Source organism: Pseudomyxococcus flavus, assembly GCF_050038885.1.
Taxonomy (GTDB): Bacteria; Myxococcota; Myxococcia; order Myxococcales; family Myxococcaceae; genus Myxococcus; species Myxococcus flavus.
Genome location: NZ_CP143624.1, coordinates 1,958,443 through 1,981,750, shown reverse-complemented (window position 1 = coordinate 1,981,750; position 23,308 = coordinate 1,958,443). Strand labels below are relative to the sequence as shown.

Sequence of the window (23,308 nt, the reverse complement as noted above, 5' to 3'; positions counted from 1 at the left end):
GTGGTGGCATGGCCCTGGTGTACCGGGGCCTGCACGAGATGCTACAGCGCGAAGTCGCCATCAAGGAACTGCTCCCGGAGGGGCAGCGCGACCGGGAGACGCTGTCGCGCTTCCGGCGCGAGGCGCTCGCGCTCGCGGCCTTCCGCCACCAGAACATCGTCACGCTGTACGACATGGTGGAGAAGAACGAGAGCCTCTTCATGGTGATGGAGCTGGTGGACGGGCCCACCCTCCACACGCTCATCAAGGAAGGCCCGCTGCCGGCCGACGTCACCGGCGTCATCGCCGCGCGCATCGCCAGCGCGCTGGACCACGCGCACTTCCGTCACATCATCCACCGCGACCTCAAGCCCGCCAACGTCATGCTCACCAAGTCCGGCGAGGTGAAGCTGATGGACTTCGGCATCGCCAAGGACGTGGGCCTGGAGGCGCTCACCCAGCAGGGCATGGCGGTGGGGACGCCGTCGTACATGTCTCCGGAGCAGGTGACGGGCGCGCCGCTGGATGGGCGCACGGACATCTTCTCGCTCGGCGTGCTGCTCTATGAAGCCCTCTCCGGCGCGCGGCCCTTCCACGGCAAGACGGCGGGCGAGGTCTTCGCCAGGATTCGCGACGGCAAGTACACGCCGCTCTCCAAGGTGGCGCCCAACGTCCCCGCGCCGCTGGTGCGCATCATCCAGCGCGCCATGGAGGTGAAGCCGGAGGACCGCTTCCCGGACGCCGCCGCCATGCGCCGCGAGCTGGACGTCTTCCTCGCGCAGGAGGTGCAGGTGTCGCACGCGGCCCTGCTGGTGGCCTTCCTGCGTCACCGGCAGAAGCTGACGGAGACGGAGGCCCAGCAGCTCATGCGGCCGCACGAGCTGGACGCCGCGGTGGAGGTGTTCGACACGGGCCGCGCCCGCCAGGGCGGGAGGCTGAAGTGGGCGCTGGCCGCCGCCATCGCGCTGATGACGGCGGCGGGCACGGGCCTCTACTTCACGCAGGCCCAGTGGGCGCCGCTGGTGGAGCAGCTCGCCCGCTGACGGCGCGGGCGCCGCTCAGGCCGGCTGCTTCGACTTGTCGTGCGTGACGGTGACGATGGTGCCGATGCCGCCGCGCACGAAGAAGTCGCCCACCACCGTGAGCTTGCGCGGCTGGATGGCCTTGATGATGTCGTCCGCGATGGTGTTGGTGACCTTCTCGTGGAAGGCCCCCTCATTGCGGTAGGCCCACATGTAGAGCTTGAGGCTCTTGAGCTCGATGCAGCTCTGGTCCGGCACGTACGTAATCTTGAAGCGTGCGAAGTCCGGCTGGCCGGTGAGCGGGCAGAGGCAGGTGAACTCCGGGACGTCGAACGCGATTTCGTAGTCGCGATCGGGGGCCGGGTTGGGGAAGGTCTGCAGTTCCTTGGACGGCTGCGAGGGCATGACGCTGTCGTCTACCACACCAACGCCGCGTGTCATCCCTCCCTTCGATGTCCGCCTGCCAACGCGGCTGGCGCCCGGGAGGAGGGAATGCGGGGGCCCCCCCGTTGCCGTCCTGGCGGGGGCCCATAATCCAGGGGCGTCATTTCCCCTGCCCGAGCACATGCCGCTTCCTGCCGACGTCGAAGATGCATTCTCGTGCCTTCCGCTGGCGTTGGTCCGCGTCGGAGCGGACCTGCGCGTGCAGTGGTGCGAGGAGGGATTCGCCCACAAGACGGGTGTGACGCTCCATGCGGGGGGCGACCTGCGGGACGCGCTCGAGCGCACCCGGAGCCTGGACGCGGTGGAGCGCGCCATCCGTGAGGGGGTGCCCCACACGGGCCACGTCATCACCCGGGCGCTGCGGCAGGTCCGCGTGCAGGTGAAGCCCGCCTCGGCGGGCGAGGCGGCGGGCGCCTGGCTGGTGGTGGAGCCCTCGGGCGTGGACGACGAGGGGGCCTTCTCCCAGGCGGTGCAGGAGATTGCCCGCTCCGTGGGCGAGACGCTGGAGGTGGACAGCGTCTGTGCCGCCGCCGTGGTGGCGCTGGTCCGCTGCGCCCACGTGCGCCGCGCCGAGGTCTTCCTCTGCGAGGAGGGGGGCGATTTACGCCGGGTGGCGGTGTCGGACCTGGCCGGCACGGAGGCGCCCGAGGCGAGCTTCGACTCCCAGGCGGACCCGTTCCGGCAGGCCCTGGCGCTGCGTCAGGCGCAGCTGGGCATCCAGCGGGGCTACGGCGACTCGATGGGCTCCATCTTCGCCGCGGTGCCGCTGTGCGCGCCGCGCCGGACGGTGGGCCTGCTGCTGCTCTACAAGGAGCCGGGGACGTCCTTCTCCGTGCGGGAGCTGGACTTGTGGGGCGCGGCGGCGAACCAGCTCGCGGTGGCGGTGGAGAACGCGCGCCTCTTGCGCGAGGCGAAGGCGGCGCTCCAGGTGCGTGAGGAGTTCATCTCCATCGCCAGCCACGAGCTGAAGACGCCGCTCACCCCGCTGAAGCTGGGCCTCTTCACCATGGAGCGGCGCCTGGCGTCGGGCCAGCCGGTGGAGCTGGCCACGGTGCTCAAGTCCAAGCGGCAGGTGGACCGGCTGGTGGGGCTGGTGGATGACCTGCTGGACGCGTCGCGCCTGGACGCGGGGAAGCTGGCGCTGGACCTGGCGCCGCTGGAGGTGGGGCAGCTGGTGGCGGAGGTGGTGGACCACTTCCGCGCGGCCTTCGAGCGGCCCTTCACCGTGGAGGTGCCCCGCGAGCGCGTCTGGGTGCGGGGCGACCGGGATCGGCTGGAGCAGGTGCTGGTGAACCTGCTGGAGAACGCGCACAAGTACAGCGCGTCCGAGGAGCCCATCGTCGTGACGGTGGAGCGCTCCCACAGCGAGGCGCGCATCCACGTGAAGGACCACGGCATCGGCATCCCGGGCGCGGACCAGGCGCGGGTGTTCCAGCGCTTCTACCGGGCGCGCAACGTGTCGCACCGCAACTTCGGAGGGCTGGGGCTGGGCCTCTTCATCAGCCACTCCATCGCGCGGCTGCACGGCGGCGGGCTGTCGATGTGCAGCGCGGAGGGGCAGGGCAGCACCTTCAGCCTGGCCCTGCCGCGCATGGCGCCGCACGACGTGAAGCGGCTGCCGCACCGGCTGCTGCTGCTGGACGAGGACCGGGCCCAGGAGGCCGCCGCGGAGCGGGTGCTGCTCGCGGAGGGCTTCGAGGTGCTCACCGCGCGCGACGGCGCCGAGGCGCTGCGGCGCGCCACCCACCTGCCCGTGGACCTCATCGTCCTGTCCACCAGCGCCACGCAGGGGCAGACGGGCGTCTTCCTGGAGACCTTCGCCACGCTGCCACGCGCGAGGCCGGTGCCCATCCTGCTGGCGGGGGATGAGCGGCCCTGGTGGGCGCATGAGGGCACGGCGTTGTGCAAGCGCCCCTACCGCCCGGAGGAGCTGCTCGCGCGGGTGCGCAACGTGCTCTCCGTGGAGCGGCGCCCCCCGAGTGAGCTCCCGCTCGACCTGCTCAGCTCGCGCTCGTGAGGACGCGGAAGTCGCAGGGGACGATGCCCGCGCGCGCCAGGGCCTCGCGGGCGCGCGGGTGGAGGAAGGTCTCCAGCTCCACCTCCCGCTGGGCGGCGTAGCCGCTCTTCAGCGTCTCCGGCCGGTAGCCCGGGTGGCACATCAGCTCGATGACGCCGTCGCGGGGCAGGGCGGCGAGCGCCGATTCGAAGCGCTCCAGCGTCCAGTAGGCCTCGGCGCCCGCGTCGCCCACGAAGTGCGCGTTGGTGGCGACGCCGTGGGACTCCAGCGCGCGCCGCATTCGCGCATCGATGGAGCGCACTGGCACCCCCACGCTTCGCGCGGCCCGGGCCAGCCCTTCGAGCACGCCCGGATGGAGGTGCAGGTGCTTGTGCACGTCCACGTGCGTGGCGGGCTGGCCCAGCAGACTGGCGAGCCGCGCGAGCTGGGCGAGGGACTCCGCCTCCACCACGTCGGCGGGGAGGCTGTCCGCACGGGCCTCCACGAAGCCGCCGTCCTCGCCGAGCAGCGCGCGCGGGAAGCCGCTCCACACGGGCGTCCCCCGGGCGAGGTTGAGGTGCAGGCCGATGGAGAGGCCCCGCGCCTCGCGCGCGGCGGCCTCGGACCAGGGCGTGTTCACCATGAAGGTGGCCGATGACACGACGCCCTCGCGCATGGCGCGGAGGATGCCGCGGGTGACGGCCGGGTCGTAGCCCAGGTCATCGGCGTTGATGATGAGGGCGGGGGAAGGCATGGCGGGGCGCTCCTCGTGAGGCTCAGGGACGTGGACGGCTCTGGAAGAACTTCCACGCCTCGCGCGTGGCGTCCAGGTGCGGGGTGCCGCCGTGGTTGAAGTCCGTGAAGCCGGGCCACGTATGCTGGCCGCCCTGCACGGTGCACAGCGAGGCGGTGGCCGTCTCGGGCGAGCAGCCGGTGGCGGCGGCGCAGGTGCTGTCACCCTGCTGGTACGTCTCCACGATGGGGCCCGTGCAGCCGTTGCGCTCGGCCCAGCGCCGCACGGACTCCTCCGCGGACGGGTAGGTGCCGCCGAAGGGGCCCAGGTTGTTGCCGCCTTCGTAGCGGATGACGTTGTCCGCGGTGCCGTGCATGTGCAGCACCGGCACGGGGCGCGACGGGGTGCACGGGCTGGCGCCCTCCATGCCCGCGACGGGGGCGATGGCGGCGAAGCGGCTCGCGCGCTTGCAGGCCAGCTGGTACGAGAAGAAGCCGCCGTTGGAGAAGCCGGTGGCGAAGGTCCGGCGCGGGTCCACGCACACGCGCGTGTCCAGGTCCGTCAGCAGCGCGTCCACGAAGCCCACGTCGTCCACGTTGGCGGTCCACGCGGTGCCGCAACAGGCGCCCGCGTTCCAGCCGCGGCTGGTGCCGTCCGTCCCCCTGCCGTTGATTTCCGAGGCGCTGAGGCCCCGGGGGTACACCGCGAGGAAGCCCTCCGCGTCGGCCAGGGTGGACAGGCCCATCAGCCCCTCCATCTCCAGCTCGTTGGAGCCGAAGCCATGGAAGGCCAGCACGGCGGCGGTGGGCCGGGTGGCGTCGTAGCCCGGGGGCACGCGGACGCGGTAGTGGCGCGTGCGCCCGTCGTGCTCCACCGTCCAGTCGTAGGTGCCCGGCCCCACGGTGAGGCCCGCGCAGGCCGTGCGCTCCGGCACCGTGGGCTCCTCCTCTACGGGGAGGGTGACGCCGGCGTCCGGCTCCTGCGGGCGCGCGGTGTTCGAGGACGAGCACGCCGCGGCACCGGCGAGCAGGACCATCAGGGCAAGGCGGGGACGGTGAGGAAGCATGGCCTGGAAGGTAATGGGCGTGGGGCGGCCGCGCGCGAAGTGTTCGCGTCAATTCACCGCGGCGCACTCCGCGGACAGGGCCTCGGCTCGCGTGGGGAATCGCTCGGCCATCGCGCGCTTCGCCTCCGTGACGCCCGCCGCGTTACCGGTGTGCGCATGGAGCTGGCAGCGGGAGGCGAGTGCCCGCGGGTCCTCCGGGGAGAGGCGGTCCGCTTCCAGGTAGGCGCGCTCGGCACCGGCGGTGTCTCCCTGGCGGAAGAGGACAGCCCCCAGGTAGTAGTGCGCCACGCCGAGCCGGGCGTCCTTTCGGATGGCGCGCTTGAGGAGGCTGGCGGCCTCGTCCACCCGCTGCTGGCGGAAGCGCACGAAGCCCAGCTCGGCGAGGCTTGCGGCATCGTCGTGCGAGCGCGTCCAGGCGGAGAGCACGCTGGCGGCCTCGTCCAGCCGGCCACTCTGGGACAGCAGCAGGCCGTAGCGCGGCGTCACCTCCGCCGAGCGCGGCTTGAGCGCGTGGGCCGCTGCCAGCGCCGAGATTGCCCCGGGCAGGTCGCCCTGTCGCTCGCGCAGCTCGGCGAGGGCGAGGGAGGGACGGATGTCCTTGGGGGCCAGCGCGGTGGCTGACTCGATGGCGCGCTCGGCGCGCTTGCCCAGCCGCAGCTCCGTGGCGGCGCGCGCGGCGAGCAGGTGGCCCTCGAGGTCCTCGGGAAAGCGCGCCACGAAGCGCTCCGCCAGCTCCAGGGCCTGGGCGTGCGCCTGGGCCTCCAGCAGCAGCGTGCCCGCGCGGCTCAGGTCCTCCGCGCTCGCGCGCTCATCCGACGCGAGTCCCTCCAACGCCGAGGCCTTGGCCTCCGGCGAGGTGGCGCGCTCCGCCCGGGCGAGCTGCTCCGCGGGAGGCGGGGTGGGGCGTGTGAAGAACCAGGCTGCTCCCGCGACGACCGTGCTCATCGCGAGCACTGCCGCGACGAGCGGTCCGCGCCGCGCGCGCTGTTTGCGTCCGGACTCCTCGGGGGAGATGCCCGGCACCAGGGCGCCGGCCTCCCGCGCTGGCGTTCCTTGCCGTGCGGTGGAATGTGGAGGCGTCGCGGGCCCTGCCCCAGGCTGGGAGGTGGCGGCATATCCGCCGACACCCTGCTGCGCGTCCGCAATGCCAGGAAGGCTCGCGGGCCATCCCCCCTGCTGCGGTAGGGCCTGCTCCATGGGAGTCGCCGTGCCCGCGCCGGCCTGCCTCGTGGCGCCCGCCACGGTTGGCGCGTCGGGATTCGTGGTCCGTGACACCTGGGGCCACGCGGCGGGCACCTCCACCGCGCCCAGGATGGGCCGCTCGTGTGGCGGCGGCGTACTCCCGTGGGACGGGTCCGCCATCCGCGCGCGGCGCAGGGCCAGCCGCTTGGGGTCGCGGTCGGGCGGGAACAGCGAGTCCACGTACGTGGCCAGCTGCTCGGCCGTGGCCATCTCCGCGGCGCCGCCAATGGCCTCGATGGCGCCGATGAAGGACTCGAGGCTGTCGAAGCGCGCGGCCGGCTCCTTGGCCAGCGCGGTGAGGCACACCTGCTCCAGCGCGGCGGGCACGGACGGGTCGAACGCGGTGGGCGGGCGGGGGCGTCCTTCCGCGATGCGGCCCAGCACCTCGTCCGCGGACAGGCCCGTGAAGGGCCGGCGACCACAGAGCTGCTCGTAGAGCATGACGCCCGCGGCGAACAGGTCCGCGCGGTGGTCCACCGGCTTGCCGGCGATCATCTCCGGCGACATGTAGAAGAACTTGCCCTTGAGGACCCCGGGCTCCGTGCCCGAGCCGAGCGCGTCCGCCTTGGCGATGCCGAAGTCGATGACCTTCACCGCGCCATTCACGCCCACGTGGATGTTGTCCGGGGTGAAGTCGCGGTGGACGATGCGCAGCGGGCGCCCGGCCTCGTCCACGGCGCGATGCGCCGCGTCGAGCCCCCGGCACGCCTCCACGAGCACGCGCAGCGTGATGCCCAGCGGCACGCGCTGTCCGTGCTCGGCGGCCTCCTGGCGCAGCTCGGCGAAGGAGCGGCCCTCCAGGAGCTCCATGGCGATGAAGGGCTCATGGCCCTCCATGCCCAGCTCGATGATGGTGACGACGTTGGGGTGCCGCACCTGCGCGGTGATGCGCGCCTCGTTGAGGAACATCTGCACCACGCGCCGGTCCGAGGCCAGGTGCGGCATCAGGCGCTTCACGGCGACAGCGGGGCCGCGACTGCCGTCATCGTCGATGCGGCGCCCCAGGTACACCTCCGCCATTCCGCCTGTCGCGATACGCGAGGACAGTCGGTAGCGACCCACCTGATTGGGGTTCTGCTCCAGCACCAAGGTGCGCGCAGTCTACGTGTAGGCGCCCGTCCGCGCACAGTGTTGTGGTCATTACGGCGGGTAGGAGTCCACCACCTGCGCGCTCGCGCACGGGAGCGACAGTGTTAACGTCCCGGCTGTTTCGTGGGCCTGGCGGGAGGTGGCCCTGACACACGCACGCGCTGCGTCCGGAGGGATGGTTGGGCACAGTCCTCAAGGGTGGTTACGTCGTCGAACTGGAGCCGGCGCTGGTCGAGCGTGTGGACCTGCGCATCGAAGGGGAACGCATCGTCGCCCGAGGGCCGGACCTGACGCCCGTCGCGGATGACGAGGTGGTGACGCTGTCGGGCAAGCTCGTCTTCCCGGGGCTGGTGAGCGCGCACCACCGCCTGCATGCGGTGCTGGGCCGTGGCATGCCGCGCCCCCCGCAGGAGAGCTACCAGGACATCCTCGAGCAGGTGGTCTGGCCCTACGAGAACGCGCTCGACCTGGACGCGGTGCAGGTGGCCGCGTGCGCCGGGGGCCTGGAGGCGCTCCAGTGTGGCACCACCACCGTGTGCGACCTGCACGCATCGCCCAAGGCGATTTCGGGCTCGCTGGTGCGGGTGGCGCGCGGGCTCCACGAGGTGGGTGTGCGCGGCGTGCTCGCCTACGCGGTGTCGGACCGCATGGGCGCGCTCGGTCGGGAAGAGGGGCTGGAGGAGACGGTCAGCTTCGCGAAGAAGGCGCAGGGCCGCTTCCGGGGGCAGGTGGGGGCGGCGCCCAGCTTCACGCTCGGGCCGGACGCGCTGACGGGGCTGGCGGAGGCGCTCAAGGCGCTGGGCAATGGCGGGCTGCACCTGCCGCTCGCCGAGGACCCGCTCGACGAGCGCCTGTCCAACGAGAACTTCGGTGCCTCGCCGGTGTCGCGCCTGCTTGAAGCGGGGCTGCTGTCGCCCAGGAGCCAGCTGGCGCACGTGGGCCACCTGGACTGGGCGGACCTCGCGCAGGTGATTGCCACCGGCGCCTGGCTGGTGCACACGCCGCGCGCCAACCAGGGCCTGGAGGTGGGCTACGCGCCGGCGCTGAAGTTCGGCGCGCGCGCCACGCTGGGCGCGGACGGCGTGTCCGCGGACCTGTTCGCGGAGGCCCAGGCGGCCTACCTGCGCTCGCGCGAGGCGGGGCAGCCCATCGACGTGCTGCGCTACCTGGCCAACGGGCACCGCATGGCCTCGCAGATGTTCGACGCCTCGATTGGGCCCATGCGCGAGGGGGCGATCGCCGACCTGCTCATCCTGGACTACCTGCCCGCCACGCCGCTCACCGCGGAGAACCTGGCGTGGCACGTGGTGTTCGGCCTCGGTAGCCGGCACGTGGAGGCGGTGATGGTGGACGGGGTGTGGCGCATGTGGGCGCGCCGGCCGCTGTCGGTGAGCCCCACGGTGGTGGCCGAGCAGGCGCGCGAGGCCGCGTCCGCCGTCTGGGCCCGCATGGCGGAGGCGGCGAAGTAGGCCCGACCTTGCCCTGCGGGCGCGAAGTCCTGTCTAAGTAGGCCGCCAGAAGTTCCGAGACAAATTCCGGCCGCATGCACAGCTTCCAGGGCATGCGACCGGCAAGGAGCCCTGCCGAGCTGGGGCTGACAGCATACGACAGGCGGAAGCTGGAGCGGGCGCTGCGGCAGGCACGCGATGCCCGCCACTTCCGCCGCCTTCTCGCCATCAAGCTCATCGCCGAGGGCAAAGGCCCGGGCGAGGCCTCGCACCTGGCGGCCTTGAGTCGGCCGGCCGTCTACTTCTGGTTGGAGCGCTACCTGACAAAGCGCACCCCGTCCGCACTGGTGGATGCCCCGCGCTCAGGGCGGCCCAGAAAAGCCCCGCGTCTGACCTCTGAGCGTCTGCGCAGGGTGGTACGCGCCAGTCCCGAGAAGGCGGGCTGGGCCAGCCATGGCTGGACGGTGCCGCTGCTGTGCACCCACCTGAAGCGCAAGGGTTTCGAGGTGTCAGCCCGCACGCTGCGCCGACGGTTGCATGAGGCGGGCCTGGCGTGGAAGCGGCCGCGGTACGTGTATGCGACGGCGGCGCCTCACCCGGGGCAGAAAAAGGGGGCCTTGTTCGCCGTCTGAAGCGGCTCAAGCGCCAGTGGCCCCGGGCGGTGCTGCTTGTCATGGACAGCACGCTGCTGCGCTGGTTTCCACCGCTGCGCGCGATGTGGACTCCGGTAGGCGAGCAGGCGTTGGTGAAAATTACCGGCGAGAATGCCAAGCGCACGCTGTGGGGCGCCATCAATCCACGCACCGGCAGGCGCGTCGTCATGGCGACCCGGCGCGGCAGGCAGGAGGACTTCATGGCCTTCCTGCGTGCACTGCGCGCTGCCTACCCCGGTCGCTCACTGCTGCTGGTGCTCGACAGGGCCAGCTGTCACACCGCCCAGAAGTCTCAGCGGCTCGCCGCTCGTCTCGGTATCCACCTGGTGCTGCTGCCCAAGCAGCGCTCGGAGCTCAACTGCATGGACCACCTTTGGCGTCCGCTCAAGCAGCACGTGTCGGCCAATCGGCAGTACCCTACGGTGGAGCAGCACGTCGACGCCGCCATCGAGTGGGTGCTAGCCCTCTCGCCCCAGGACGCCCTCCGCAAGGCAGGCTGCCTCGCCGAGGGCTTCTGGCTGCGCGATTTGTTAGAGAACTTCTGGCGACCTACTTAGTCCGCCGCATGCTCGTGCCATTGCTCGTTGCGGGATTCTTCAGCGGTGCCATTCCCCAGGCCGGTGAGACGGCGCCGGACTTCACGGCGAAGGACTCCGCCGGCAAGGTCTACACGCTGTCGGAGATGGTGAAGCAGGGGCCGGTCATCCTGGCCTTCTTCCCCAAGGCCTTCACGGGGGGCTGCACCCGGGAGCTCAAGGCCTACCGGGACCGCTACGCGGACGTCGAGAAGGTGCAGGGGCAGGTGCTGGCCATCAGCATGGATGACGCGGAGACGCTCGCGCGCTTCAAGGCCGACCTGAAGGCGCCCTTTCCCTTCATCCCCGACCCGGAGGGCCACGTCGTCACCGCCTACGACGTGAAGATGCCGCTGCTGTCGGCGCCCAAGCGCTACACCTTCGTCGTGGGCGAGGACCGGAAGATTCTCAAGGTCGAGTCCGGCAACGACGCCATCGACCCCACCGGCGCGATTGTCGCGTGCCCCCTGCGCAAGCCCGCCGGCGCGAAGCCCGCGGACCCGAAGGCCGCGGAGCCGAAGCCCCCGGCGCCGGACGCGAAGTAGGCCGGCTCACGGCGGCGCGTGGCTCATCGCCCCGGGCGGGGCGGCGCGCGCTGCCGGCTGTCGAAGACCTGGGCAGGCGCGCCGTCGATGAAGGTGTCCTCGAAGGCGCCCCCCGTGTACTCGTCGATGACGCTCCGCCAGAAGGCGATGGCCGCGCGGTTGCCGGGCAGCTGCGACAGCTCCCAGATGCCCGGGAAGCGGTCGAACACCGCTCGGGCGGCGAGCCGTCCCAGCCCGTGCCGCCGCTCGCTGCGCAGGATGAAGAACTCGCTCATCCGGTAGTCGCGCCCCGGCGTCATGTACGGGAAGGGCGCCTGGCCCACGAAGGCGAAGCCCACCACGCGGCCCTCCCAGCGCAGCAGCAGGGGATGGACCTCGGGCGCGGGAACCAGCCACGTGGGCAGGAAGTCCGGCCGCCAGCGTCCCTGCTCGTCCAAGGTGTACTCGACGCCGAACTCGCTCAGGTCGTGCAGGTAGAGCGGGTAGAGGTTTCGCAGCAGCGTGTGCTCGGACGGAGTCGCTCGGAGAATCTCCATGGAGGGCCTCTCGTGTTCCCAGCATGACCCTTGGGGCGTCCATCGGCCAGGACCACCCGGGGCTTATCCCCTGGCGCGGCGGACGGACAAGGAGGGGCCCGGGTGGGTCCTCGGCATCCCATCCATCGGGTGCCGTGCAGGGAAGCGGTGCGGTGGGGCAATCCTCGCGTGGAGGGGCTTGGCCTACGTTGCCTCCACGAGTCGTGGGGCCGTGCGGGGGAGCCATGAACAGTCGGCGGATGCGTATCGCGAGCGAAGCGGAAGGGCTGGACACCGACGCCGTGCCACGCGCGGGCCGGTACGCGCCGGGCAGCGGCGTCACCTCGGGCTGGGTGCGGCGGGTGTTGATGACGGCCGATGCCGTGGGGGATGTCTGGACGTACGCGCTGGAGCTGACCCGCGCGCTCGCGCCACAGGGCGTGGAGGTGACGCTGGCCACCATGGGGGCGCCGCTCACCAGCGCGCAGTGGGCGGAGGCGCGCGGCATCCCCAACCTGGCCATCGAGGAAGGCCGCTTCCGGCTGGAGTGGATGGACGACGCCTGGGACGACGTGCGCTCCGCCGGGGAGTGGCTGCTCGACCTGGAGCATCGGCTTCGCCCGGACGTGGTGCACCTCAATGGCTACGCGCACGGCGCGCTGGCGTGGCTGCGCAAGCCCCTGGTGGTGGGGCATGCCTGCCGCCTGTCGTGGTGGCGGGCGGTGCGAGGCGAAGAGCCCCCGCCGGACCATGCGCGCTATCGAGAGGCCGTCACCGCGGGACTCCACGCGGCCGGCCGGGTGGTGACGCCCAGCATGGACCTGCTCAACGCCCTCCAGGCACACTATGGCCCGCTGGCCGCGGCGGAGGTCATTCCCCATGGCCGGCGCTCGGACCGCGTGCCGCCGCGCTCGGAGCGGGAGCCCTTCATCCTCTACGTGGGCAGCCCCTGGGATGAGGCGAAGAACATCGCCGCGCTGGAGGCCGCCGCGCCCCGCCTGGGCTGGCCGGTGAAGCTCGCGGGCGACGCGAGGCATCCCTCCGAGCGGAAGGCGGAGCCGCGCCACCTCCAGTGGATGGGCCACGTGGAGCCCCATGTGCTGGCGGAGTGGATGTCGCGCGCGGCCGTCTTCGTGCTGCCCGCGCGGTACGCGCCCTTTGGCCTCAGCGCGCTGGAGGCGGCCCTGGCCGGCTGCGTGCTGGTGCTGGCGGACCTCCCGTCGCTGCGCGAGGTGTGGGGCGACGGGGCCGCGTGCTTCGTGCCGCCGGATGACGTGGATGCGCTGGTGGAGACGCTGGAGCTGCTGCGCAAGGACGCCGCGCTGCGCATGCGGCTGGCCCTGCGCGCGCGGGCGTGGGCGCTGACGTACACGCCCCGGCGGATGGCCGGCCAGTACCTCTCCGCCTACAGCAGCCTCATGGGCACGGCGCGCACGGCGTCATCCTCCATCCTCCCCCTGCGTTGAGCGCGGGGCGTCAGTGCGCCTCGGAGGGGCTGATGGGGTAGTTGCCCTCCGCGTGGGCCTGCGCATGCTGCGCGAAGAGGAACCGGCGGACCGCGGCGCGGGTGAGCAGCCCACAGGTGGCGCTGCCCGGCGGCGAGGTGACGGGGAGGGCATCCACGTCCTCCTGGTCCATCACGTGGAGGGCATGGGCCAGGTTCGCGTCGGGGGCCAGCGCGGGCAGCTTGCGCGCCAGGTCGCTGGCCACCAGCAGGGGGTAGACGGATTCGTCGCGCCACACCTCGCGCAGCTGCTCCACCTGCACGGTGCCGTAGAGGCGGCCCACGGTGTCCAGGACGGGCAGGGTGCCGGCCTCGGAGGTGAGCAGCAGGTCCGTCAGGGCGCGCAGCGGCGTGCCGGCGGGCACGGGCGTCTGGTGCGTCATCAGCGAGCGCACCGGCGTGGCCTCCAGCAGGTCGGAGTCGCTCTGGACCTTCGGGGCCTTGCGCTCGGTGAGGTAGTGGCAGAGCGCGGAGGCGATGGTACACGTCACCATCAGCGGCAGGATGATGTCGTGGTTCCCGCTCAGCTCGTACAGCATCATCATGCCGGTGAGCGGGCCGCGGTTGAGCGCCGCCACCGCGCCGCCCATGCCCACCAGGGCGTAGGCGCCGCTGGGGCCGGTGCTGTCCGGGAAGAAGTAGTGCACCAGCGTGCCGAAGGCGCCGCCCGCCATGGCGCCGATGACGGCCGCGGGGAAGAAGGTTCCGCCCGAGCCGCCCGAGCCGATGGTGATGGCCGTGGCCACCAGCTTCAGCAGGCACGCCGTGATGAGGAACACGAAGGGGAGCCGTCCCAGCGCGGCCAGGTTGATGTAGTCGTGCCCGCTGCCCCACACCGTGGGGCTGAGGAAGGCCAGCGCGCCGGCGCACAGCCCGCCCAGGCCCGCGCGCAGCGGCAGCGGCTTGCTGGCGAGCCAGGGGGACAGCCGGCCCTTCCCATGCCCATGGAAGTAGTGCTCGATGCCGTGCAGGAGCTGCACGAAGGTGAAGGCCAGCAGCCCGCAGCCGATGCCCAGGCCGGCGTAGGCCAGCACCTCGCCGCCGCTGACCAGCTCGTACGGGACGTGCCGGAGCATGGCCGACTCGCCCAGGACGCCCTGGCTCACCAGGGTGCCTGCCACGCTGGCCAGGATGATGGGCGAGAAGACGCGCAGCTCGAACTCGCGGAGGATGATTTCCATCGCGAACACGGCGCCGGCGATGGGGGCGTTGAAGGACGCGGAGATGCCCGCGCCCGCGCCGCAGGCCAGGAGGATGGACAGCTCCTTGCGGCTGAAGCCCAGCACCCGGCCCACGGTGGAGGCGAACGCCGCGCCGCCATAGACGATGGGGCCCTCACGGCCCGCCGAGCCGCCGCTGCCAATGGTGACGGCGGAGGCCACCAGCTTCAGCAGGCCCCGGTCCGCGGGCAGGGCGTTGGCGCCGCTCTTCACCGCCCGCACCACCTCGGGCACGCCATGGCCGTGCGTCTCGGGCCGGTCGCGCAGCAGCCGGCCCACCAGGACGCCGCCCAGCGTGGGGGCCAGCAACATCACCCACCACGGCAGGTGGGCGAGCGTCTCGGGAAGGTCGTGCGTGTGGCCGAACACGCTGTTGAGCGCGGACAGCGCCACCAGCGGGTAGTAGAGCGACAGCGCGCCCAGCGTCAGCAGGGCCAGCAGCCGCAGCCGGCGCTTCACCTCGTCCCGGGGGCCGCCCGGCTCGATGATGCGCGACAGCAGCAGCGCGCCGCCCGCCAGCGGCACGCCGATGAAGGCGTACTCCGGATGCCACCGGGCCGCGGCGAACGCGTCCAGGAGCGACTTGAACTGGTCCTGGCGGAGCGTGTGCTTGAGCGTGGCCGCGCCGAAGGTGAGGCCGCTCACCAGGCCGATGAGGTTGGAGAAGATGCCGGCGGCCAGCCCGCTGTACAGGCCCACCACCGCGCCCGCCACCGGAAGGACCGAGGGACCGGGGAGCCGCAGGCGATTGGACGCTTGGAGGGCGGTGAGGGAGAAGCGGCTCAACGCCGCGCGCAGACGGACCCAGACCGCGCGCTGAAGCGCCGGGTCCGGAGCGGGTGCATCACCTGCTATCATTGCAGGTCCCACTAACAGTGCCGTGGCGGCGGCTTCAAGGTTCGTGGTGTGAATGTGTGAAGCGGCGCCCTCCACCAGCATCCGCCCATGACACGGGCGTCGCGGTTTGGGCGCGGCGGCGTGCCGCCAGGCAAGGCCGGCACCGCGGCGAGCGGGCCGGCCCTCCGTCGGGCGGCTAGCGCCGCTTGAGCAGGGCCGACGGCGGCGGCGCGGAGGTGGGCAGGTGGTCGGCCGCGGCCGTCAGCGCCTCGCGCACCTTGTCGCCCGCGGCCTTCGCCGCGTCACCGGCGGCACGGGCCGCTTCGCCCGCGGCCTTCGCCGCCACGAACTGGGCCCGGGCGCCAGACGCGCCCCAGAAGCGGGTGGGCGCCGCCAGCTCCGCGCGCTCCGCCTCGCTGTACTTGCGGAAGGCGTACTTCGTGGACTCGGAGGGCAGCCGCAGCCCCTCCACCACCTTGAACCAGGAGAGCACCTTCAGCGAGTAGTAGCTGAGGTCCACCTCCCACCAGAACCAGCCCTGGTTGGCGGTGTTCTGGTGGTAGTGGTGGTTGTTGTGCCACCCCTCGCCCAGGGTGATGAGCGCCAGCAGCCAGTTGTTCCGGCTGGTGTCCGTCGTCTTGTAGCGGCGCTTGCCGAAGATGTGGCTGAGCGAGTTGATGGTGAAGGTGCCGTGCCACAGCAGGGTGGTGCTGACGAAGTAGCCCCACACCAGCATCGAGAAGCCGCCGATGAAGTAGAGGGCGACGGCCAGCATGATGGACGGCACGATGTGGAAGCGGTTCAGCCACACCAGCTCCGGGAAGCGGGCGAAGTCCTTGATGCCCTCCATGCGGGTGTCGTTGTACTTGTCGGAGAGAATCCACCCCACGTGGCTCCACCAGAAGCCCCTCTGCAGGGGCGAGTGGATGTCCTCCCCCTGGTCCGAATGGCGGTGGTGGTGGCGGTGGTGCGCGGCCCACCACAGCACGCCCTTCTGCGCGGACATGCTTCCGACGAAGGCGAGGATGAACTGGAAGACGCGTCCCGTCTTGAAGGCCCGGTGCGAGAAGTAGCGGTGGTAGCCCGCGGTGATGCCCCACATCCGCACGACGTACAGGCCGACGCACACGGCCACGTCCACCGGCTTCGCCCCGACGACGAAGACGAAGAGGCACATCAGGTGGACGGCGAAGAAGGGGATGGAGGAGAGCCAGTTGAGGCGCTCATCCGCCGCGGGAACAGCTGGGGACGGTGTCTGCAAGGGAGCCTCGTGCGCTGGTGAGCCGAGCTGCAAGCTGCTCAGCCTCACCCCGCATCAACACCCCCTCCTGTCATGCCTCTGTCAGGAGGCCGCGGATTGGCGCAGCTCCGTCAACCATTCCTCGAATGCGGGGTACCCGTGCAGCGGCGCCAGGTCCTCGTCCGACGCGGCATAGGCCCCATCGGTGAAGCCCAGCTCCGTGGCGCGGCGCAGTAGCCGCATCGCCTCGGGCACATTGCGCGCGCGGGCATGGGCGCACGCCGCGTCATAGGCGAGCGTGGCGCTGGGCGCGTATTTCAGGGCCTCCTCGCCCACCGCGGCGGCCTCCGAGTAGGCCCCCCGGATGAAGAGCACTCGCTCCGCGCAGGAGAAGGCCGCCTCCGGGTCCACGCCCGGAAGCTTCAGCGCCTCCGGCTGGCGGCCCAGGCGGATGAGGGTGCCGGCGTACTCGTGCATGACCGTCCGGTCTCCGGACGCCTGCCAGGCCTGCTTCCACCACTCCACCGCGCGCGCGTCATCCCCCACCAGCGAGAACGACGCCGCTACCGCGTGGGGTTCCACGGGCAGGCCCTGCACCTGGGAGAAGTGGTCCAGCGCCTTGCGGCCGTGGCCTTCCTTCAGGGCAATCCAGCCCATCAGGTGGTGGGCGTGGCTGGCCAGCTTCGGCGTCAGCCCCTCGGTGGCCTCCAGGACGGAGGCGCCCAGCCGGCGCGCGTCGTCCATGCGGCCCACGTCGAGCGCCTCCCGCGCCTCGCGCAGCTTCTCCGCCAGCGGGCCCGTGAGTGGGGCGCTCTGGGCCTGGCCTCCGCGCAGGGCCTCCGCCACGACGCGGAAGGACTGCAGGCCGAACATGGCGAACATGAGGGCGAGCAGGATGGCGCCGGTCCGCATGGCGTAGACGACGGCGGCCACGCACACCATGAGGGCCAGGGACTGCGCCAGCACGAAGCCCCGCCGCGGGCCGAAGATGCGCGTGGCCAGCGCGGTGGTGATGCGCCCGCCATCCAGCGGCAGCACGGGCAGCATGTTGAGGACTGCCCAGACGAAGTTGGCGAAGGCGAACGCGCGGAGGAAGAAGTCGAGCGCGGGCGACCGCCCGTCGAAGATGGCGGCGCCAATCGCGCTGGTGACGCCCAGCATCAAGCCGAAGAAGGGACCGGCCGCGGTGATGAGGACGTCGCGCTTCCAGGGCAAGGGGCCGGGGGCATCGGTGGGGAGCGTGTGGCCGCCCATCCAGACGAGCGCGATGCTCGGCCGGTAGCCGAACAGCCGGCTGGCCAGGGCGTGCCCCATCTCGTGGATGAGCACGGAGACGAAGACGATGAACATCCACGACAGGACGTAGATGGCCATGGCGCTGGCCTGGCCCAGCGCGGGCGCTCCCGAGACCTCGCGGAAGGGCCAGCCTGCCTGGGCACCGGCCCCGGTCGCGGACGAAAAGGCCAGGGTGCCGGACACCAGCAGGTGGCTGGGGTGGACTTCGACGGGAATGCTCCCGAGGCGAAAGCGGAACATGGGCACGGACCTTAACCGTTAGGTCCCCCGAGCGCAGGCACTTGCTCACCGCTTGCGCCATGTCTCCGGCAAATCCGCTAGGTTCCCCGCCCTTCATGCCGCAGCTTGGTCCCTACAGCCTGCCGAATCCGTACATCCTGGCCCCCATGGCCGGGGTGAGCGAGATGCCCTTCCGCGTCCTCGCCTTCCGCCTGGGGGCGGCGCTCTGTCCCACCGAGCTCGTCAGCTCGCAGGGGTTGATGCGCGCCAACCAGCGGACGCTGAAGTACCTGCGCTTCGACCCCGAGGTGGAGCGGCCCTACTCGCTGCAAATCTACGGCGGCGAGCCCGAGGCCATGGCGCGCGCGGCCGTCGTCGGGCGCGAGGCGGGCGCGCAGATCATCGACATCAACATGGGCTGCCCGGTGAAGAAGGTGGTGAAGAACGGGGCGGGCAGCGGCCTGCTCTGTGACGTGCCCCGCGCGGCCGAAATCGTCCGCCGCATTCGCGAGGCCACCGGCCTGCCCGTCACCTGCAAGATTCGCTCGGGCTGGGACGCCCGCAGCCTCAACTACCTCCAGGTGGCCGGCGCGCTCCAGGAGGCGGGCTGCGCCGGGCTGGCCATCCACCCTCGCACCCGCGAGCAGGGCTACTCGGGGCAGGCGGACTGGCGCGTCATCGCGGACCTCAAGCGCCACTTCCCGGAGCTGCCCATCATCGGGAACGGGGACGTGAAGACGCCCGCGGACGCCGCGCGCATGCAGGAGACCACCGGCTGCGACTTCGTGATGATTGGCCGGGCGGCCCTGGGCAACCCGTGGATTTTTCGCGAGCTGCTGGGCGGCCCGCCCGCCACGCCGCAGGAGCGCTGCGAGCTGGTGCTCTCGCATTTCCGCTCGCACCTGGACTTCGTCGGGGACCCGCTGGGCGCGGTGCGCTCCTTCCGCAAGCAACTGGCGTGGTACGCCCACGGCCTGTACGGCGCCGCCGCCTTCCGTGCGGAGGTGAACGTCCTCGACGCGCCCGAGGCGGTGGAGGCGTGCGTGCGCCGCTTCTTCACCGAAGCCCAGGTGGACGCCGCGGGCCCGGGCGAGGAGCAGGACGTGGACTACCGCGCGGCCCTGGGCTGAGCGGAGCCTCGTCGCGCCACCTCTATATATAAGGAGGAGCGCCGCGCCCTGGAGGCGGCGCTCCGCTCAGACGCCCGACGGGCGGACGGCGCTCGGCGGCACCAGCCGGCGCTGGGTGGCCACGGCCCGGAAGTAGTCGCAGGCGGGCGTCGGGGTGCGGCGGAGCGTGTCGAAGTCGACGTGGTAGAGCCCGAAGCGCGGGCCCCAGCCCTCCAGCCACTCGAAGTTGTCGAGCAGGCTCCAGTAGAGATAGCCGCGCACGTCCACGCCCTGCGCGCGCGCGGCCAGCACCTGGGCCAGGTGGGAGTGGAGGTAGTGGGGCCGCCGGGCGCCGCCGCGGTCATCGATGCCGTTCTCCGTAATCCACACCGGCCGCCCGTAGCGCTTCACGTCGCGCAGCGTCTGGAGGAAGCCCTCCGGCCAGTCCTCCCAGCCGATGTCCGTGAGCCCCCGGCCGTGGATGTCCCGGTACTTGAACTCGATGAAGGGCGGGCGCGGCACGAAGCGCAGGTGCGCGCGGGTGTAGTAGTTCACCCCGATGAACTCCACGGAGTCCCGCGCCCCGGGGATGTCCACGCGCGTGGAGGCCACACCCGGCATGTTGACGCGCAGCTTGCCGGTGGCCAGCGCCTCGTGGAACGCATGGTTGTAGGCCTGGGCCCCGAGCCTCACCAGCGCGCGGTCCAACGGGTGCCACCACCGGTCCGGCGCGAAGGCGAGCATGTTCTGGCTGATGCCCAGCTCCACGCGGCCCAGCCGGGACAGCAGCTCCTCCCGCGCGGCCACGTGCGAGCGCACCAGGTTCTCCATGGCCCTCATGGTGGTGGGGCCGTCCGCGATGCCCGGAGGAATGGCGCCCTGCAGATAGCCCCCGAGCAGCAGCACCATGGGTTCGTTGAAGGAGATGACGAGCGCGTCCATCCCCTCCAGCAGCGCCGCGCACCGCCGCGCGTACCGGCGGAACACGTCCACGCTGGCCGGCTGGTGCCAGGGCGTCTCCCGGTGGAACCAGGTCGGGTGCGTGAAGTGGTGGAGCGTCACCACCGGCCGCAGGCCCTGGGCCTTCATCTTCAAGAGCCGCTCCCGGTAGGCCTCCAGCGCCGCCTCGTCGAAGCGCCCGCGCTCCGGCTCGATGCGCGCCCACTCCAGGGAGATGCGGAACGCCGTGGCGCCCACCGCGCGGGCCAGGGCGTAGTCCTCCTCGTACCGGTTCCAGTGGTCCACCGCGGCGCCGCAGCGAGCGCCCGGCTCCTTCAGCCGACCGGCGCGCTCCCACTCGGCCCAGTCGTTCTCGATGCCACCCTCCACCTGGTACGCCGCGGTCGCGACGCCGAAGGTGAAGTCCTCGGGGAAGGTCTGCTCGGAGGCGCTCATGTGGTGGCGCACCGTAGACGCCGCACCCCACGACGGAAAGCGCCGCGTGCCGCGCGCGCATGCGGCGCGACGCGCGATGGAGGCCGGCGCGAAAGTGGCCAGAACGTGTCCGGAGCCGGAAAATCGGCCTCGCGCGCGACACCCCGGATGCGCTCGCGAGTGTCCGCGAGGTGGCGTTCGGGGCCTCCGGCAGCGCTCGATGCCGAAAAATCGGCCTCGCGCGCGATGCAATACATCACCATGCGTTGACACACTGGCATGTCGCCCGTACCATTCACTTCAAGCACTCACTCCCATCAAGAAGAGTGCAGGGCCCCGGTTGACTGGGGCCAACCACGAACTGGAGGATTCTGATGGCCGCTAAGAAGAAGACCGCTGCGAAGTCCGCGACCAAGAAGGCTGCCAAGACCGCGAAGGCGGCGAAGTCGGCGAAGAAGACGACCGCTCGCAAGACGGCCGGCAAGACCGCGACCAAGAAGGCGGCGGCCAAGAAGGGCGCCCGCAAGGCGGCCAAGAAGGCCCCGGCTCGCAAGCGCGCCAGCAAGACGGCGGCGGCCCCGGTCACCCCGGAGTCCTGAGCAGTCCCGTCGTCATGAGCGGACGGCAGTTGACGTCCGGTGAACGGCTCGGCGAAACCCGCCGGGCCGTTTTCATTTTCAGGACCCGGAGTGCCCATGTCGCTGCGTCCCGTGGAGCTGGAGCAGGTGGTGGCGGAGGTGGGAGCGCGCCTCACCGGGGCGGTGGCGCAGAAGGCGTGGTGCCCCCTGCCTCGGCTCGCCTACGTGGAGCTGCGCGTGCCGGGCAGGTCCATCCTGCTGTGCCTGTGCGCCGAGGGGGACCTGGCGCGCGTCTCGGTCGCGGATGATCGCTTCCCCACGCCGGGCGAGCCCGCGCCCTTCCAGCGGTGGCTGCGCCAGGAGCTGACGGGCTTCAAGCTCCAGGGGGCCCGCTTCCTCGAGGCGGAGCGGGTGGTGGTGCTCGACTTCGAGCGCGAGGACGTGCGCCGGCGGCTGGTGCTGGAGGTGGGCGCGCCCGGCGGCCTGCTGCTGCTCAGCGACAACGGCCGGGTGTTGATGCTCTCCGGTGAGGGCTTCGGGCCGCGCCGCAACCTCTACCCGGGCGCCACCTGGGCGCCGCCACAGCCGCCACCGCCCGAGGCACTGGAGAAGGCGCGGAGCCAGCCATCGCGGCTCGTTCCCCAGGACGCGGACGCGCTGCCGTATGCCCAGGCCGCGGAGCGCCTGCTGGGCACGCGCGACAAGGCCAGCCGCTCGGAGACCATCCGCCGCCGGCTGGCGCAGCCGTACCGCGCGCGCCTCAAGCGTTCCTCCCGCACGCTGGAGAAGGTGCGCGCCGAGGCCGCGCGCGGCCCGGAGGCGGAGAAGCACCGCGAGGTGGGCGAGCTGCTCGCGCAGAACCTCTACCGCCTCAAGCGCGGCGCCACCGAGGCGGTGCTCACCGCCTATACGGAGGAGGGCGTGAAGGAGGTCCGGGTGACGCTGGACCCGAAGCGCACGCCGAAGGAGGAGGCGGACTGGCACTTCCACCAGTACCGGCGGCTGCTGCGCGGCGTGGAGCAGGCGCGCCACCGCGAGGCGGAGCTGGCGCGCGAGGTGGCGCACGCGCAGCAGGCGCTCGCGCAAATCGAGCGGATGGATGACGCCGCGCTGCTGGCGCAGGCGGAGGTGCTGCAGCTGCCGGCCGGTGGCGAGGGCGCGCAGGAGGGCCGGCCCTTCAAGGAGTACGTGGGCCACGGCGGCGCGCGCATCTGGGTGGGGCGCGGCTCCGCGGACAACGACACGCTCACCTTCAAGGTGGCGCGGCCCTGGCACCTGTGGCTCCACGCGCGCGGCGTGCCGGGCAGCCACGTGGTGCTGCCGCTGGAGAAGGGGCAGGAGGTGGCGCAGGAGGCGCTGCTGGACGCCGCGCACCTGGCGCTGCACCACTCGGGCGCGAAGGGCGAGCCCCGCGGCGAGGTGAGCTACGTGCCCGCGAAGTTCGTCCGGAAGGTGAAGGGCGGCGCGCCGGGGCAGGTGACCTTCACGCGCGAGAAGACCTTCGTGGTGCGCATGGAGCCGGAGCGGCTGGAGCGGCTGCTCAAATCCCGGCACGCCGAGCCGCCCGCACCGTGAAGGCGTCGTACGCTCGCCTGCCTTCCGCTCTCGCTAGTGGACGCTGCGTGCGAGCGCGGTTGACGGGCTGACGGTGAGGAGGCGGGCAGGGGCCGCCGCCCTTGAGTCCCCAGAAGTGCGGGGTACGATGCGCAGCCGCGTGTCCTTCGAGCAATTCCGACAGACGTCGCTCTTCCCCCGAGGTCTCTCTGCGGCCACCCGTGCTGCGGAGAGCACGGCCGCTCCCCGGCCCGAGGGAGGAACCGCCGCTCCCGTGGCGCCCGCGCCGCGGCCCGTGGCGCCGCCCACGTCGCGGCCGCCGCTCAACCTCGTGCCGGACGAGGCCCCGCGCATCGTCACGCGCCCGCCCACGCGCGAGGAGCTGTGGTCGCGCGCCGAGTCGTTGGCGTGGCGGCTGAGCGCCGACCTGGGAATGCCGGTGCGGCTGTCGGTGACGGACAACCGGTCCACCATGGTGTCCTTCCGCCGCGGCTCCACGGTGCTGGCGCTGCGGCTGCACCACATGTTCCTGGACGCGCCCGAGCCGGTGGTGCGCGCCGTGGCGGACTACGCGGGCCGGGGCCACCGCAGCGCGGGCGCCATCCTGGACGAGTACATCCGCGGCCAGCAGCCGCGCATCCGCCAGCTCCGCCGCGAATCCGACGCGGACCTCAACCCGCGCGGGCGCTGCTTCGACCTCCAGGCGCTTTACGACGCCACCAACCGCGATTTTTTCCAGGGCCTCATCCAGGCCCGAATCGGCTGGGGGCGCATGCCTCCGCGCCGCCGCCGCAAGTCCATCCGGCTGGGCGTCTACGACCACCAGACCCGCGAGATTCGCATTCACCCCATGCTGGACAGCCCGGACGTGCCCTCCTTCTTCGTGGAGTTCATCGTGTTCCACGAGATGCTCCACCAGCTCTTCCCGAGCACGGGCCGAGGGGGCCGCCGCGTGCACCACCCGCGCGCCTTCCGCGAGCGCGAGCGGACCTTCCCGCACTACGCCGCCGCACTGCGTTGGGAGCGGGAGAATCTGGGCATGCTGTTGCGCGGCTGAGCGACGCTTCGGC

General features: G+C 71.9%; 20 protein-coding genes. 11 read left to right on the top strand and 9 right to left on the bottom strand.

What is annotated here, in order from left to right; genetic code table 11:
- Positions 1-8: 8 nt before the first annotated feature.
- Complete coding sequence (locus VZL07_RS08285; protein ID WP_426757263.1) at positions 9-1,022, top strand: serine/threonine-protein kinase; 1,014 nt, start codon at positions 9-11, stop codon at positions 1,020-1,022.
- Positions 1,023-1,037: 15 nt separating this feature from the next.
- On the opposite strand, the gene queF is transcribed toward VZL07_RS08285, so the two are convergent.
- Positions 1,038-1,406 carry a preQ(1) synthase gene (queF, locus tag VZL07_RS08280; protein WP_426754809.1) on the bottom strand — a complete coding sequence of 123 codons (369 nt, stop codon included), beginning with the start codon at positions 1,404-1,406 and terminating at the stop codon, positions 1,038-1,040.
- 160 nt (positions 1,407-1,566) lie between these two features.
- On the opposite strand from queF, the gene VZL07_RS08275 reads away from it, so the two are divergent.
- Entirely contained in the window at positions 1,567-3,462 is a 1,896-nt protein-coding gene (locus tag VZL07_RS08275) for an ATP-binding response regulator (RefSeq protein ID WP_426754808.1), read from the top strand.
- Here VZL07_RS08275 and VZL07_RS08270 read toward each other — a convergent pair.
- Genes VZL07_RS08270 through VZL07_RS08260 form a run of 3 tightly spaced genes read right to left on the bottom strand, consistent with a single transcriptional unit; the run spans position 3,446 to position 7,502 of the window.
- Entirely contained in the window at positions 3,446-4,195 is a 750-nt protein-coding gene (locus VZL07_RS08270) for a carbohydrate deacetylase (protein WP_426754807.1), read from the bottom strand. The two genes, VZL07_RS08275 and VZL07_RS08270, sit on opposite strands and share 17 nt — an antisense overlap.
- A 22-nt stretch (positions 4,196-4,217) precedes the next feature.
- Positions 4,218-5,240: an extracellular catalytic domain type 1 short-chain-length polyhydroxyalkanoate depolymerase gene (locus tag VZL07_RS08265; RefSeq protein ID WP_426754806.1), complete on the bottom strand. Its 1,023-nt coding sequence runs from the start codon at positions 5,238-5,240 to the stop codon at positions 4,218-4,220.
- Positions 5,241-5,288: 48 nt separating this feature from the next.
- On the bottom strand, positions 5,289-7,502 hold the full coding sequence (locus tag VZL07_RS08260) for a protein kinase domain-containing protein (protein ID WP_426757262.1): 2,214 nt from the start codon (positions 7,500-7,502) through the stop codon (positions 5,289-5,291).
- 248 nt (positions 7,503-7,750) lie between these two features.
- Between VZL07_RS08260 and VZL07_RS08255 the strand changes: the two genes are divergently transcribed.
- From VZL07_RS08255 to VZL07_RS08240, 4 genes are all read left to right on the top strand, one after another.
- Positions 7,751-9,040 (top strand): amidohydrolase family protein, encoded by a 1,290-nt coding sequence (locus tag VZL07_RS08255; RefSeq protein ID WP_426754805.1) that lies wholly within the window; start codon positions 7,751-7,753, stop codon positions 9,038-9,040.
- 92 nt (positions 9,041-9,132) lie between these two features.
- A complete protein-coding gene (locus VZL07_RS08250; RefSeq protein ID WP_426750665.1) occupies positions 9,133-9,651 on the top strand; it encodes a helix-turn-helix domain-containing protein in 519 nt (172 codons plus the stop codon).
- Between the two features lie 41 nt (positions 9,652-9,692).
- The gene (locus tag VZL07_RS08245) at positions 9,693-10,229 is read left to right on the top strand and encodes a transposase (RefSeq protein WP_426750664.1); all 537 of its coding nucleotides are present in this window, start codon (positions 9,693-9,695) and stop codon (positions 10,227-10,229) included.
- 8 nt (positions 10,230-10,237) lie between these two features.
- The gene (locus tag VZL07_RS08240) at positions 10,238-10,792 is read left to right on the top strand and encodes a peroxiredoxin (RefSeq protein ID WP_426754804.1); all 555 of its coding nucleotides are present in this window, start codon (positions 10,238-10,240) and stop codon (positions 10,790-10,792) included.
- Between the two features lie 23 nt (positions 10,793-10,815).
- Here the strand turns inward: VZL07_RS08240 and VZL07_RS08235 are convergent, their stop codons facing one another.
- Positions 10,816-11,328 (bottom strand): GNAT family N-acetyltransferase, encoded by a 513-nt coding sequence (locus tag VZL07_RS08235; protein ID WP_426754803.1) that lies wholly within the window; start codon positions 11,326-11,328, stop codon positions 10,816-10,818.
- A gap of 239 nt (positions 11,329-11,567) precedes the next feature.
- On the opposite strand from VZL07_RS08235, the gene VZL07_RS08230 reads away from it, so the two are divergent.
- Complete coding sequence (locus VZL07_RS08230) at positions 11,568-12,773, top strand: glycosyltransferase family 4 protein (RefSeq protein WP_426754802.1); 1,206 nt, start codon at positions 11,568-11,570, stop codon at positions 12,771-12,773.
- 10 nt (positions 12,774-12,783) lie between these two features.
- Here VZL07_RS08230 and VZL07_RS08225 read toward each other — a convergent pair whose 3' ends face one another.
- The 3 genes from VZL07_RS08225 to VZL07_RS08215 form a co-directional block, all read right to left on the bottom strand.
- Entirely contained in the window at positions 12,784-14,889 is a 2,106-nt protein-coding gene (locus VZL07_RS08225; RefSeq protein ID WP_426754801.1) for a chloride channel protein, read from the bottom strand.
- Between the two features lie 175 nt (positions 14,890-15,064).
- Entirely contained in the window at positions 15,065-16,129 is a 1,065-nt protein-coding gene (locus tag VZL07_RS08220) for an acyl-CoA desaturase (protein WP_426754800.1), read from the bottom strand.
- A gap of 81 nt (positions 16,130-16,210) precedes the next feature.
- Positions 16,211-17,644: a TPR end-of-group domain-containing protein gene (locus VZL07_RS08215; RefSeq protein ID WP_426754799.1), complete on the bottom strand. Its 1,434-nt coding sequence runs from the start codon at positions 17,642-17,644 to the stop codon at positions 16,211-16,213.
- A 95-nt stretch (positions 17,645-17,739) separates the two neighbouring features.
- Between VZL07_RS08215 and dusB the strand changes: the two genes are divergently transcribed.
- On the top strand, positions 17,740-18,753 hold the full coding sequence (dusB, locus tag VZL07_RS08210; RefSeq protein ID WP_426754798.1) for a tRNA dihydrouridine synthase DusB: 1,014 nt from the start codon (positions 17,740-17,742) through the stop codon (positions 18,751-18,753).
- A gap of 66 nt (positions 18,754-18,819) precedes the next feature.
- Here dusB and VZL07_RS08205 read toward each other — a convergent pair whose 3' ends face one another.
- Positions 18,820-20,127, bottom strand: coding sequence for a glycoside hydrolase family 1 protein (locus tag VZL07_RS08205; protein WP_426754797.1), 1,308 nt, complete (start codon positions 20,125-20,127; stop codon positions 18,820-18,822).
- A gap of 353 nt (positions 20,128-20,480) precedes the next feature.
- Between VZL07_RS08205 and VZL07_RS08200 the strand changes: the two genes are divergently transcribed.
- The 3 genes from VZL07_RS08200 (at position 20,481) to VZL07_RS08190 (ending at position 23,295) form a co-directional block, all read left to right on the top strand.
- Complete coding sequence (locus VZL07_RS08200; protein WP_426754796.1) at positions 20,481-20,705, top strand: hypothetical protein; 225 nt, start codon at positions 20,481-20,483, stop codon at positions 20,703-20,705.
- Positions 20,706-20,801: 96 nt separating this feature from the next.
- The gene (locus tag VZL07_RS08195; RefSeq protein WP_426754795.1) at positions 20,802-22,259 is read left to right on the top strand and encodes an NFACT RNA binding domain-containing protein; all 1,458 of its coding nucleotides are present in this window, start codon (positions 20,802-20,804) and stop codon (positions 22,257-22,259) included.
- A 115-nt stretch (positions 22,260-22,374) separates the two neighbouring features.
- Positions 22,375-23,295 carry a hypothetical protein gene (locus tag VZL07_RS08190; protein WP_426754794.1) on the top strand — a complete coding sequence of 307 codons (921 nt, stop codon included), beginning with the start codon at positions 22,375-22,377 and terminating at the stop codon, positions 23,293-23,295.
- The last annotated feature ends 13 nt before the right edge of the window (positions 23,296-23,308 follow it).